Annotated in this window: 12 protein-coding genes; 11 read left to right on the top strand and 1 reads right to left on the bottom strand. The window is 69.0% G+C overall.

Annotated elements, in window-relative coordinates; all coding sequences use genetic code 11:
* Nucleotides 1-6: 6 nt before the first annotated feature.
* The 4 genes from Rai3103_RS00170 to Rai3103_RS00155 all read left to right on the top strand — a co-directional run bounded on the left by Rai3103_RS00170 (nucleotide 7) and on the right by Rai3103_RS00155 (nucleotide 4,038).
* The gene (locus Rai3103_RS00170) at nucleotides 7-888 is read left to right on the top strand and encodes a shikimate dehydrogenase (RefSeq protein ID WP_153570870.1); all 882 of its coding nucleotides are present in this window, start codon (nucleotides 7-9) and stop codon (nucleotides 886-888) included.
* Entirely contained in the window at nucleotides 888-1,688 is an 801-nt protein-coding gene (locus Rai3103_RS00165; RefSeq protein WP_153570869.1) for a TetR/AcrR family transcriptional regulator, read from the top strand. The genes Rai3103_RS00170 and Rai3103_RS00165 overlap by 1 nt, the downstream gene beginning before the upstream one ends.
* On the top strand, nucleotides 1,651-3,417 hold the full coding sequence (locus Rai3103_RS00160; RefSeq protein WP_153570868.1) for an MFS transporter: 1,767 nt from the start codon (nucleotides 1,651-1,653) through the stop codon (nucleotides 3,415-3,417). Before Rai3103_RS00165 ends, Rai3103_RS00160 begins: the two co-directional genes overlap by 38 nt.
* Nucleotides 3,418-3,588: 171 nt before the next feature.
* Nucleotides 3,589-4,038 carry a ribose-5-phosphate isomerase gene (locus Rai3103_RS00155; protein ID WP_153570867.1) on the top strand — a complete coding sequence of 150 codons (450 nt, stop codon included), beginning with the start codon at nucleotides 3,589-3,591 and terminating at the stop codon, nucleotides 4,036-4,038.
* 22 nt (nucleotides 4,039-4,060) lie between these two features.
* Here Rai3103_RS00155 and Rai3103_RS00150 read toward each other — a convergent pair whose 3' ends face one another.
* The gene (locus Rai3103_RS00150; RefSeq protein ID WP_153570866.1) at nucleotides 4,061-4,390 is read right to left on the bottom strand and encodes a hypothetical protein; all 330 of its coding nucleotides are present in this window, start codon (nucleotides 4,388-4,390) and stop codon (nucleotides 4,061-4,063) included.
* 150 nt (nucleotides 4,391-4,540) lie between these two features.
* Between Rai3103_RS00150 and Rai3103_RS00145 the strand changes: the two genes are divergently transcribed.
* The 7 genes from Rai3103_RS00145 (at nucleotide 4,541) to Rai3103_RS00120 (ending at nucleotide 11,776) form a co-directional block, all read left to right on the top strand.
* Nucleotides 4,541-5,347: an Fpg/Nei family DNA glycosylase gene (locus Rai3103_RS00145; RefSeq protein ID WP_153570865.1), complete on the top strand. Its 807-nt coding sequence runs from the start codon at nucleotides 4,541-4,543 to the stop codon at nucleotides 5,345-5,347.
* A gap of 1 nt (nucleotide 5,348) precedes the next feature.
* Nucleotides 5,349-6,926 (top strand): hypothetical protein, encoded by a 1,578-nt coding sequence (locus tag Rai3103_RS00140; protein ID WP_153570864.1) that lies wholly within the window; start codon nucleotides 5,349-5,351, stop codon nucleotides 6,924-6,926.
* A gap of 137 nt (nucleotides 6,927-7,063) precedes the next feature.
* Nucleotides 7,064-7,975, top strand: coding sequence for an ABC transporter substrate-binding protein (locus Rai3103_RS16840; RefSeq protein WP_194793197.1), 912 nt, complete (start codon nucleotides 7,064-7,066; stop codon nucleotides 7,973-7,975).
* Nucleotides 7,976-7,978: 3 nt separating this feature from the next.
* Complete coding sequence (locus Rai3103_RS16835; protein ID WP_228489029.1) at nucleotides 7,979-8,896, top strand: amino acid ABC transporter permease; 918 nt, start codon at nucleotides 7,979-7,981, stop codon at nucleotides 8,894-8,896.
* Nucleotides 8,893-9,717 carry an amino acid ABC transporter ATP-binding protein gene (locus tag Rai3103_RS00130; RefSeq protein WP_153570863.1) on the top strand — a complete coding sequence of 275 codons (825 nt, stop codon included), beginning with the start codon at nucleotides 8,893-8,895 and terminating at the stop codon, nucleotides 9,715-9,717. Before Rai3103_RS16835 ends, Rai3103_RS00130 begins: the two co-directional genes overlap by 4 nt.
* A gap of 217 nt (nucleotides 9,718-9,934) precedes the next feature.
* Nucleotides 9,935-10,840: an ABC transporter substrate-binding protein gene (locus Rai3103_RS00125; protein ID WP_194793196.1), complete on the top strand. Its 906-nt coding sequence runs from the start codon at nucleotides 9,935-9,937 to the stop codon at nucleotides 10,838-10,840.
* A 36-nt stretch (nucleotides 10,841-10,876) separates the two neighbouring features.
* The gene (locus Rai3103_RS00120; RefSeq protein WP_153570861.1) at nucleotides 10,877-11,776 is read left to right on the top strand and encodes an ABC transporter substrate-binding protein; all 900 of its coding nucleotides are present in this window, start codon (nucleotides 10,877-10,879) and stop codon (nucleotides 11,774-11,776) included.
* The last annotated feature ends 73 nt before the right edge of the window (nucleotides 11,777-11,849 follow it).

Genomic DNA, 11,849 nt, shown 5'->3' with positions numbered 1-11,849 from the left:
AAGCACATGTTCGAGGGTGTCAAGCCGGTGACCCACATGCTGGGGCTGGTCGGTGACAGTATTTCGGCGTCGTTCACGCCGCCCATGCACGAGATGGCGGGCCCGGCCAACGGGATGTCCATCGCCTACCGCCCGATCGACCTGGCCGTGCTGGACGTCGGCCCCGAGGATCTCGCCGAGATCCTGGTCTGGGCCCGGCGGCTGGGGTTCACCGGCCTCAACATCACCGCCCCCTGCAAGCAGTCGGTGATCCCGCTGCTCGACGGCCTCTCCGAGCGGGCCACGGCGCTGGGCGCGGTCAACACGGTGGTGTTCCGGGACGGCCAGGCCATCGGGCACAACACCGACTGGTGCGGCTTCGCGCACTCGTTCAGCCGGAATCTGCCCGGTGCCGCGTACGCCGACGTGGTCCTGATGGGCGCCGGTGGTGCCGGATCCGCCGTGGCGTACGGCATGCTCGACCTGGGCGTCGAGAAGCTGACAGTCTTCGAGGTCGACCCGGAGCGGGGCGCCGCGCTCGTCGAGCGGATGGGCAAGCTCTTCGGTCCGCAGAAGGTCCAGTTGGGGACCGACCTGGCGGCGGCCCTCGCCTCGGCCGATGGTGTCATCAACGCCACCACCTACGGCATGACCGGGCACCAGGAGGGTTCCTGCGTCCCGGCCGAGTTGCTGCGGCCCGCAATGTGGGTGGCCGACTGCGTCTACCTGCCGCTGGAGACCCCGCTGATCGCCAGCGCCCGGGAGGTCGGCTGCCGCACGCTCACCGGCGGCGGGATGGCCGTCGAGCAGGCCGCGGAGGCGTTCCGGGTGTTCACCGGTGTCGAGCCCGATGCCGAGCGCATGTACGAGGCGTTCGACCGCCTGGTGGAAGCGAAGGGAAAGGCGTAATGACGGCGGCCGAGGCCGCACCGTCCCGGGATCTGGGCCGGACCAAGGACGACATCCTGCGCGTGGCGACCGAGCACTTCCAGCGCCGCGGGTACTTCGGTTCCCGGGTGGACGAGATCGCCGCCGAGACGGCGACCACGAAGCGGATGATCTACTACTGCTTCGGCAGCAAGGACGGCGTCTTCGCGGCCTGTCTGGAACGAGCGTACGACAGCATCCGCGCCTTCGAGGCGGAGTTGCACCTCGCTGACAGGTCTCCCCGGGAGGCTGTCGCCGCGTACGTGTCCCAGACCCTGCGCTATCACGAGGCCCACCCGGAGTTGGCGTTCCTGGTCCGCACCGAGAACGTCCTGGGTGGCGGGCATATCGACCCCGACCACCACAGCAGCGCGGCGATCGTCGACCTCCTCGACGGGATCCTGGACCGCGGCCGGTCCCAGGGCGTCTTCCTCGCGGACGTCAAGGGTTTCGACCTGCACATCGCCGTCTCTGCGCTGGCGATCTACCGGATCACCAACGAGACCACCATCCACAAGCTGTTCGGGGTGGCGCTGCGCGACCCCGAGCGCCTCGAACACGACATCGACCAGTACGTGAGCATGATCCTCGGATGGCTCACCTGCCCGGGATCGGCGGAACAGCCCGCCGGACCGGTGCCTTCCCCGCGCAGCCGACAACAGCGTCGGCTGCGTTACCTCAACCGGATCAGAAAGGCATCCGATGAGTTCTTCGGCTCTCACCACCCCCACAAAGACGCGGGGAATGGTGGCCAAGGCAGCGTTCTCCGCCTGGCTGGGTAGCGCCTTGGAGTACTACGACTTCTTCGTCTACGGCACCGCCGCAGCGCTGATCTTTCCGAAGATCATGTACGACCCGCACAACGCCTTCCAGGCCAACATCATGTCGACCGCCTCCTTCGGTGTGGCCTACCTGATCCGGCCGCTGGGTTCGTTCGTGATGGGCCACCTGGGTGACCGCTACGGCCGCAAGCTCGTGCTCTACATCACCTTGTTCGGCATGGGGGCGGCCACCTTCCTGATCGGCATCCTGCCCACCTACTCGATGATCGGCTGGTGGGCACCCGTCCTCGTGGTCATCCTCCGGATGGCGCAGGGCTTCGCCGTGGCCGGTGAGCAGTCCTCCGCCACGACCATGGTGCTCGAGCATTCCACCGACAGGACCCGAGGCTTCTGGTCCTCCTTCACCCTCGGCGGCACCCAGCTCGGGTTCATCCTGGGCACCGCCGTCTTCCTGCCACTCGCGGCGCTGCCGGACAACGTGCTGTACGGCTGGGCCTGGCGCCTGCCGTTCCTCGCCTCGGTCCTGGTGATGATCCTCGCCTGGTGGGTCCGCAAGTCGGTCGAGGAGACCCCGGAGTTCCAGGCGGAGAAGCAGGCCGAGGAGGCTCACGAGGCCGAACTCGAGCAGGAGGCCGCCCACGCGAGGATCGCCGCCGACCGCAAGGCCCACCACCTCGGGCTCGCGGTGGAGGACGTGCCCCCGTTCAGGTGGCTGAGCTGGTTCTATCTGCCCAGCGTCATCCGCGTCCTGATCACCTGCTTCATCTCCGTGGTGTCCACGGTGATGTCGATCTACGCGCTGAACTACGGCACGGGTCTGGGGATCAACCGCACCACGATCCTCACCATGCAGATCGTCGCGAACATCGTGGCGCTGGGGGTGATCCTCGGCTTCGGCTGGCTGACCGACAAGATCGGCCGCAAGCCGGTCTACCTCTTCGGCGCCATCGGCTGTGCCATCCTGATCTGGCCGTTCATCATCGCGGTCCTGAACAAGAACGTCCCGATGATCTTCTTCTGGGGCATCCTGACCCTCGGCATCGTCTACTCGGGCTACAGCGGTTCGGGCATGGGCATCTTCTCGGAACAGTTCGAGACCAAGGTGCGCGTCTCCGGGATGGCCGTCTCCACCCAGTTCGGGTTCGCCCTGGGTGGCTTCGCGCCCTCCATCATCCTGCTGCTCCAGGGCTCGGTGACGACGGCGGGGAAGACCACGCAGAACTACGCCAACTGGCAACCCGCCGCCATCTTCACGATGATCGTCTGTCTGATCGCCGCGACGGCGGCGTTCTTCCACCGGGAGACGTCGCGCAAGCCACAGTCCGAGCTGGGCTCGCCCTCGGCACTGAGGGCGCGCGAGCTGGCCGCCCTCCATGCCGGCAAGCCCCTTCCGGAGGCGACCGAGGACCACCCGTCCTCCTCGCTCTCGTTCGCGGCGAGTGTCGCCGGGGCCGTGCTCGCCATCATCACTGCGGTCGTCTACTTCGTGGCGAAGGGGGCGTGGTGGGTCATCCCGTTCGCCCTCACCGGTATCGCCTCGGTGACCGGCTGGAACTCCGCTCTGCGGGCCCAGGGCGAGATCGCCCTCGGTGCCGCCTACCGGTGGAACGCCCGCCTGCAGCGTGGCTACTGGCTCGGTCGTGTCGTCGGCTACCTGGTGATCCTGGTGATCGTCGCCCTGCTGCTGCTCGGGGTGGTCCTGGTGCTGCTGGGCAAGCTCAAGCTCTGATCAGCTGCTCGACTGTGGCCGTCCACCCCTGACGGGGTGGGCGGCCGTCGTGCTGCTCGGCCGTCGGGGCGCGGTGGCCGGACCCGCTGCTTCCATGCACGGCGAGCCTGACCGTGTGCGGCCGGCCGCCGACCGGGCCCGCGTGGGGGAAGGAGGCCATAGTCTGGCGCCATGCGGGTTCACATTGCCACCGACCATGCCGGATACGAGTTGAAGAAGTACCTCTTCGGCGCCCTCATCGCCGATGGCCACGACGTGGTGGACCACGGTGCCCTGGAATACGACGCCCAGGACGACTACCCGGACACCTGCCTGCCGGCGGCCCAGGCGGTGGCGGCCGAGCCGGGCACTCTGGGCATCGTCATCGGCGGGTCAGGCAACGGCGAGAGCATCGCGGCCAACAAGGTGCCAGGGATCCGATGTATCCTCGCCTGGAACATCGCTATCGCCGAGCTCGGCCGCGAGCACAACGACGCCAACGTGATCTCCATCGGCGCCCGCCAGCACGAGCCGGATTTCGCTCTGGCCATGGTCCGTGCCTTCCTGGCCACCCCCTTCTCCGGGGATGAGCGCCATCAGCGCCGGATCGACAAGCTCACCGCGTACGAGGCCGCTCGCTGAGCCCGACGGGGCACTCGTGGCGTCAGCGCCGACGACCGAGCCGTCGCAGCATCGCTTCGGCCCCGGCGACTGCCTCCGCGTCGTCCTCGGGGCGCGGCCGGGAGACTTCCCGGGCCCTCAACGCGCGGTCATGGGTGACCAGCCCCGAGGTCCCGTCACGCCCGAAATCGTGGGGGAGTGGCACGTCCCGATCGGCGGTCGGTGACGCCTCCGGCGAGGAGGGCACGGCCGCGGCCCCCGTACGGTCCGGGTTGTTGCGACGCCGCCGGGCGCCGGCCACCCGTGGCCCGGGGCGGGACGCCTGATCGTCCCCCGACGGCGGCGGCGTGGGATCGCCCTGTCGTGGTGACATGGGACAAGCCTAGACGGGCATCGACAGTGCGAACGCTCAGCTGGTGAGGATCTGGGTGGGGTCCTTGACCGTCGCGTTCGCCTCGTCGCACCGACAGACGACTAGCCTGGAGTGGCGCCACCGAGCGGTGGCCCAGACAGGAGGTGACGGGTGCCCGAGGGCCATGTCCTGCACCGGCTCGCCGACGACCTGACCGCGGCTTTCGCCGGGCGCCAGGTCGCCGTCAGCAGCCCGCAGGGGCGGTTCGCGTCCGAGGCGCTCCTTCTCGACGGACGTCGGGTGGAACGGGCCCGCGCCGTGGGCAAGCACCTGTTCGTCGAGTTCGACGACGAGCGGGTCATCCACATCCACCTTGGACTGATCGGCCGGATGACCGTGGAGGCGCCCCACCCGGTCGTCGGCCAGGTCCGACTCCGGATCGCCACCCCGGAGCACGTCGCCGATCTCCGCGGGCCCCAGGGCTGCCGGCTCACCGGCCCGGAAGCCGAGCGCACGATGATCGCCCGGCTGGGGCCCGACCCCCTCGACCCGTGCGCCGAACCCGCGCGGGCCCTCGACCGTCTCAGCCGCTCACACCGCCCGCTCGCCGCCGTGCTGCTCGACCAGTCGGTGCTCGCGGGCGTGGGTAACGTCTACCGCGCCGAGGTCCTGTTCCGGCTCGGTCTGGACCCGCTGGCGCCCGCCGACGGTGTCTCGCCGGCGACCTGGCAGCGGATCTGGGCCGACCTGGTCGCACTGATGGCCGAGGGCAAGCGCCTCGGCCGGATCGACACGGTCCGCCCGGAGCACACCCCCAAGGCGATGGGACGACCCCCGCGGGTCGACGACCACGGCGGCGAGGTCTACGTCTATCGCCGAGCGGGGGAGCCATGCCTGGTCTGCGGCGCTGCGGTGCGGCAGCGCGACCTGGCCGGCCGCAACCTCTTCTGGTGCCCGGCCTGCCAGCAGGGACGCTGAGATGGCTGCCCACGAGCTGCGCTGGGGTGAGGCGGTCCTCTCCTTCGACGAGGACGGCACCCTGGTGTCGCTCGTGCACGACCGATGGGGTCCCTATCTGGCCGGGCTGGAGGTGCAGGTCGCCGGCGCCGCCGTCACCGACCCCCTCGTCGTGCTGGACGAGGACGAGGTCGAGGTTCACCAGGGGGGTCCGATCCAGCTCGACGTACGGCACACCGTGCTGGCCGGCTGGGACCAGCGCATCGTGGCCGTGAACAGCTCGGGGGCGCCTCGTGCTGGCTCGGTACGGCTGCGCCTGGTGCCTGCCCGGGACTGCGAGGCGTGGATCTGGAGTGCGGGTGCGGAGGCGGCCTGGATCGTCGCCCCACGGGGCGACGGTCCGCTGCTGGTGGTCCGCCAGCGGCAGGGGGCCACCCAGGACCCGGACTTCCTCGAACTGGGTCCCTCCTCCCGGTGGGAGACCGACGAGCGCCGGTTGTGGCACTGGCAGGCCGGCTGGCTGCCGGACCATCAGGCGGCCGCGGCCGTGCTGCCGCCGTGGTGGCCCGTCGTGGCAGACCTTCCCGACACCGTTCCGCTGGTGATCGACGACCTCGACCAGGCCGTCGATGACGACGGATCCCTGGAGGTCGATCTGGTGGGGGACACCGTAGAGGTCCTCCCCGGTGACGGCCGCCACCGGGCGACCGTACGTCTCAACTCCGCGCGGGGCACCTCCCTGGTCGAGGCGCACTGGGCGGAACCGCTCGACCGGGTGCTGCAATCCTCGGCCGACGTGCTGCTCGCCGAGGCCGGCGCCGTGGGACAGGGCCGCCGGGACCTGCTCGGCTCGACGACGGCCGCCGCCGTCGTCCTCGCCGCCCTCGCCGGACCGGGGGTCGGTGACCCCGTCGGCGCGCTCGACGTGGCGGAGGCCTCGATGGCCGGCCCGCTGCGTGAGCAGGCGGACCCCGAAGCGGTCCTGGCCTGCCTCGGCCTGCATGCCGCCACCGGCGAGAGGCACTGGCTCGAGCGTGCCGCGGACCTGGTGGAGACCCTCGCCCCTCGGCCGCTGGGGGCGGTCGCGGCGATGAACCTGGTGACGACCCTCGCAGCCGCCGGCTCCGATCCGTCCCGTCCGGCGGCTGCGCTGGCCCGGGCAGCGGCGTTCTGCGTGACGGGTTTCGACTCCGAGGGGCAGCCGATCGCGCGCCATGTCCGGGTGGAGTACGCCCTGGTCCTCGGGGCGGGCCGGTGGGACGCGGCGTTACGGGAGTCGGCGCGCTGGCTGGGGCGTCGCCTCGGCGGTGGCCTGCCGGGACATCCACCCGGCGGTGGTGATCCCCGCGACATCGCCAGGGAGGTCCTGCTGCTGCGGATGCTCGACGAGCGCGCGGCGGGGGAGCTCGAGGCTGAGTGGGCAGTGGGCCCGGCCGAGCTCGCCGACCGCACGACCAGGCGGCTGCTGGCAGACCTCGTCGAGTTCGCCGGATCCGGTGACGCATTCCCGCCGGGGGCGATCGCCGATCTCCTGCCTCCCGACGCCCCCACGTACGCTGCACAGGTGCTTCTGCCGCTGATCCTGGCCCAGTCGTGGTGAGGAGTGCCCGTGGTGGGGAGCTCGCAGGGTTCCCGATCGGCTGTGCGGACACAGGACTGTGATACGAGTCCACTAGCATGTCCCGAGCGAGGAGACCCGCAGGGCCTCGAGCCTGGTTCCACTGGAAGGGAAAGCCGATGAAGAAGATGGCACGACTCATCGCCGTCGCCGCCGCACTGGCGGTGACCGGCACGATGGCGGCCTGCGGCGGAGGATCGAGTACGCCCAAGGCCGGCGGCAGTGCCTCCGCTGCGTCCCCCGCGCTCAACACCGCGGCGCCGCTCTACGCGAAGCTGCCGCAGGCGATCAAGGACAAGGGCAACATCCAGGTCGGTGCCTCGATCGAGTACGCGCCCATGGAGTACTACGACACGGACGGCAAGACGGTCATCGGCTTCGACAAGGAGTTCACCGACCTGCTGTCGCAGAAGCTCGGCGTGCCCTTCGTCTGGAACGGGACGACCTTCGACGGCCTGATCACCCAGCTCAACTCCAACCGTCTCGACACCATCGTCTCCGCGATGACCGACAACCCCGAGCGGCAGAAGCAGGTCGATTTCGTCGACTACTACCAGGCCGGCGAGGTGATGCTCGTGCAGAAGGGCAACCCCAAGGGCATCAAGACCGTCGACGACCTGTGCGGCAAGACCGTCGCCGTCCAGCGCGGCACCACCCAGTGGGACTACCTGCAGGGCACCGTGCAGCCGAAGTGCCAGTCGACGGGCAAGCCGCTCAACCTGCTGGCCTTCGACACCGAGTCGGAGGCGCTGCTGCAGTTGAAGCAGGGCCGGGCCGACTCCGGCATGCAGGACTACCCGGTGGCGGCGTACAACGTGAAGCAGTCCAACGGGGCGTACGAGACGGCAGGTGACCAGGTGATCGCCAACCCCCTCGGCATCGCCGTGCGCAAGTCCGACACCCAGCTGCGAGACGCCCTGCAGCAGGCCGTGCAGGCGACGATGGACGACGGGTCGTACAAGAAGCTGATCGACAAGTACGACACCCCGCAGGGCGCCATCGACAAGGCCACGATCAACGCAGGCAAGTGACCCGTGCCCACCTCAGTCGCTTCCGGTGCCCGCACTGATGGGCCCGGCACCCCGATGAACGGGGACATCGTCGCCGTCCCGGTCCGCCATCCCTGGCGGTGGGTCGGGGCCGGCGTCGTCCTGGTCCTGCTGGCCCTGCTGCTGTGGGCCTTCTCGCAGGCGAGCATCGACTGGACTGTGCCGCCCAAGTACTTCTTCCAGCAGCAGGTCCTGAAGGGGATGGGCAATACCCTCCTGATCAGCGTCCTCGCCCAGGTGGTCGGCGTCGCTCTCGGCATCCTCGTCGCCGTCATGCGCCAGTCCGACAACTGGGTCACCCGCGGCGTGTCCGAGTTCTACATCTGGCTGTTCCGCGGCACCCCGGTGCTGGTGCAGCTGATGATCTGGTACAACCTGTCGCTGGTCTTCCCCACCATCCCGGGGACCGGGATCGCGATGAATGCCGTGATGACGCCGTTCACGGCAGCCCTGCTCGGCCTCGGCATCAACGAGGGCGCCTACATGGCGGAGATCGTCCGCTCGGGCATCCAGTCGGTGGACAAGGGCCAGATCGAGGCCGCCAGCGCGCTCGGCATGTCCCGTACGCACACGATGCGACGTATCGTGCTGCCCCAGGCGATGCGGGTCATCATCCCGCCGACCGGCAACGAGTTCATCAACATGCTGAAGACCTCGTCGTTGGCGTACTCGATCCAGTACCTGGAACTGCTCCAGGCGGCGGTGCGGATCTACTCCAACACCCTGCAGGTGATCGAGATGCTGCTCACCGTCTCGGCCTGGTACCTGATCCTGACGACGGTGTTCTCTATCGCCCAGTACTACCTGGAGCGGTACTTCAACCGCTCCGACCAGGAGTCCGGCCGTGACGGCGGGCCGCTGGCGGCCGTGAAGCGCAACCTCAAGTTCGGTAGGCAGGAATGAGCGAGCAGAAGGTTCCCGGCGTCCCGCCGGTCAGGGAGAGCCCGGCCGGTTCGCCGGCCCGGGAGGTCATCGTCGAGGCGCGCGGGGTCAAGAAGCGCTTCGGATCGCTCGAGGTGCTCAAGGGCATCGACATGGACGTGACCCGCGGCGAGGTCGCCGTGCTGATCGGTCCCTCCGGATCGGGCAAGTCCACGTTCCTGCGTTGCATCAACCACCTGGAGAGGATCAACGGGGGCACCCTGCGGGTCCGCGGTCATCTCGTGGGCTACAAGGAGCGCGACGGGAAGCTCCATGAGCTGCGGGACAAGGAGATCGCCCAGCAGCGCCAGGGCATCGGCATGGTCTTCCAGCGCTTCAACCTCTTCCCGCACATGACCGTGCTGGAGAACATCGTCGAAGCGCCCACCCGGGTCGGCCGGGTCCCCGCGGCCACGGCCCGCGCCGAAGCGCTGGAACTGCTGGAACGGGTCGGGTTGCCGGACAAGGCGTACGCCTACCCCGGCAAGCTGTCCGGCGGTCAGCAGCAACGCGTCGCCATCGCTCGGGCCCTCGCCATGAAGCCCGAACTGATGCTCTTCGACGAGCCGACGTCCGCCCTCGACCCCGAGCTCGTCGGCGACGTTCTCGGCGTGATGAAGCAACTCGCGGAGGACGGGATGACGATGGTCGTCGTCACCCACGAGATGGGCTTCGCCCGCGAGGTCGGCGACTACCTGGCGTTCATGGACGGCGGGGTGATCGTCGAGGAGGGGCTACCCGCCGATGTCCTCAGCAATCCGCGGGAGCCGCGGACGCAGGCCTTCCTGTCGAAGGTGCTCTAGGGGTGACGACGGCCCGGATCCGCGCGTCCGGGCCGTCGCCGCGCCGCCGCGGTCGTCGCCGGCCCCATCGGCCGGACACCACGAAGGCGCCTCCCGCCCGACTCGGGTGAAGGAATGGTCCGTCCATTGGTGGGGGCGGGCGACGAAGGCCCGATCGGGCTCGGTAATCTCGTCTCGCGCAACGCCGGACATCCCGGATGCGTGGAAGGACACCTCGATGAAGACCACGACCCGGGTACTGGCATCGTTGACGGCTCTGGCGATGGCGGGCGGACTGGCGGCCTGCGCCGGATCCCCGGCCCCGGCGGCCGGCACCTCGGCCGCCCCGACCTCCGTGAACACCGCCGCGCCGCTGTACGCGAAGCTGCCGCAGGCGATCAAGGACAAGGGCTCGGTCCAGGTGGGTACCGATGCCGCGTACGCCCCGATGGAGTATTTCGACGCCGACGGCAAGACCGTCATCGGCTTCGACAAGGACCTCGGCGACCTGCTGGCAGGCAAGCTCGGGGTGCCCTTCGCGTACAACAATGCGACCTTCGACGGCCTGATCACCCAGGTGAACTCCAAGCGCTTCGACGTCGCGATCACTGCCATGAGCGACACCGCGGAACGGCAGAAGGAGGTCGACTTCGTCGACTACTACCTGTCCGGCACCGTGATGATCGTCAAGGCCGGCAACCCGCACGCGCTGAAGTCCGTCGACGACCTGTGCGGGCAGACCATCGCCCTGCAGCGCGGCACCGTGCAGGACGGCTACGTCACCACCGACCTCAACCCCAGTTGCGAGAAGGCCGGCAAGGGCAAGGTCTCGGTGCTCGCCTTCGACCACGAGTCCGAGGCGATGCTGCAGATCCAGCAGGATCGCGCCGTGGCTGGTCTGCAGGACTATCCCGTCGCCGTCTACAGCGCCAAGCAGTCGGGTGGCAAGTACGAGACCGTCGGTGACCAGGTGACCGCGGCGCCGCTCGGCATCGCCGTCTCCAAGCAGGACACCCAGCTGCGCGACGCGCTCAAGGACGCCCTGCAGGCCGCGATCGCGGACGGGTCGTATGCGAAGCTTCTCGACAAGTACGGCACGCCGCAGTCCGCGGTGAAGGAAGCCGCCATCAACAGCGGGAAGTGATCGGGCAGTGACCCGGTGACCCCGGAAGGATCGAGCATGAAGATCTCCACCCACGTCCTGACCCCCGTCGTCGCGCTCCTCGCCGCGGCGACCCTGGCGGCGTGCGGCGGTGGCGGCGGGAAGGCCGCGCCGTCCGCCACCCCCGGCGGTGTCAACACCTCCGCGCCGCTGTATTCGGCGCTCCCGCAGTCCGTGAAGGACAAGGCGTCGGTCCAGGTCGGCAGTGACATCGCGTACGCCCCGATGGAGTACTACGACACCGACGGCAAGACCGTCATCGGCTTCGACAAGGAGCTGGGCGACCTGCTCGGGACGAAGCTGGGGGTGCCGGTGGTCTTCAACAACTCGACCTTCGACGGGCTGATCACCCAGCTCGAGTCGCACCGCTTCGACCTGGCCATCTCCTCGATGAGCGACACCAAGGAGCGCCAGAAGCAGGTGGACTTCGTCGACTACTACCTGTCCGGCTCGATCATGTACGTCAAGGCGGGCAATCCCAACGCCCTGAACTCGGTGAACGACCTGTGCGGCAAGACGATCTCCCTGCAGCGCGGGACGACCCAGGAGGAGTACGTCACCTCCACCCTGTCGCCCCAGTGCGAGAAGGACGGCAAGGGCAAGATCAGCACGATGGCCTTCGATCGGGAGTCCGAGGCCATGCTCCAGGTGGAGCAGGGGCGCGCGGTGGCCGGCATCCAGGAGTATCCGGTGGCCGTCTACAACACCCAGCAGTCCAAGGGGAAGTTCCAGATCGTCGGTCAGCAGGTGATCGCCGGGCCGCTGGGCATCGCCGTCTCCAAGGACAACGGCCAGCTGCGGGACGCCGTGCAGAAGGCGCTGCAGGCCGCCATCGACGACGGGTCCTACCAGAAGGTGATCGACAAGTACCAGACGCCGCAGAGTGCGGTGAAGCAGGCCACCGTCAACGCGGGCTGACCAGCACGGAGGATCCTCGCAGGTGATGCGATCCCCGGATCGGCCTCACGGCTGGTCCGGGGATCGTCTGGTT

The organism is Raineyella fluvialis (assembly GCF_009646095.1).
In the GTDB taxonomy this organism is placed as follows: Bacteria; Actinomycetota; Actinomycetes; order Propionibacteriales; family Propionibacteriaceae; genus Raineyella; species Raineyella fluvialis.
This window is presented reverse-complemented; position numbering and strand designations above follow the sequence as displayed.

Coding starts and splice junctions, on each gene's coding strand:
- Rai3103_RS00170 (WP_153570870.1), top strand. CDS start 7: ATGTTCGAGGGTGTCAAGCCGGTGACCCACATGCTGGGGCTGGTCGGT.
- Rai3103_RS00165 (WP_153570869.1), top strand. CDS start 888: ATGACGGCGGCCGAGGCCGCACCGTCCCGGGATCTGGGCCGGACCAAG.
- Rai3103_RS00160 (WP_153570868.1), top strand. CDS start 1,651: ATGGTGGCCAAGGCAGCGTTCTCCGCCTGGCTGGGTAGCGCCTTGGAG.
- Rai3103_RS00155 (WP_153570867.1), top strand. CDS start 3,589: ATGCGGGTTCACATTGCCACCGACCATGCCGGATACGAGTTGAAGAAG.
- Rai3103_RS00150 (WP_153570866.1), bottom strand. CDS start 4,390: ATGTCACCACGACAGGGCGATCCCACGCCGCCGCCGTCGGGGGACGAT.
- Rai3103_RS00140 (WP_153570864.1), top strand. CDS start 5,349: ATGGCTGCCCACGAGCTGCGCTGGGGTGAGGCGGTCCTCTCCTTCGAC.
- Rai3103_RS16840 (WP_194793197.1), top strand. CDS start 7,064: ATGAAGAAGATGGCACGACTCATCGCCGTCGCCGCCGCACTGGCGGTG.
- Rai3103_RS00130 (WP_153570863.1), top strand. CDS start 8,893: ATGAGCGAGCAGAAGGTTCCCGGCGTCCCGCCGGTCAGGGAGAGCCCG.
- Rai3103_RS00125 (WP_194793196.1), top strand. CDS start 9,935: ATGAAGACCACGACCCGGGTACTGGCATCGTTGACGGCTCTGGCGATG.
- Rai3103_RS00120 (WP_153570861.1), top strand. CDS start 10,877: ATGAAGATCTCCACCCACGTCCTGACCCCCGTCGTCGCGCTCCTCGCC.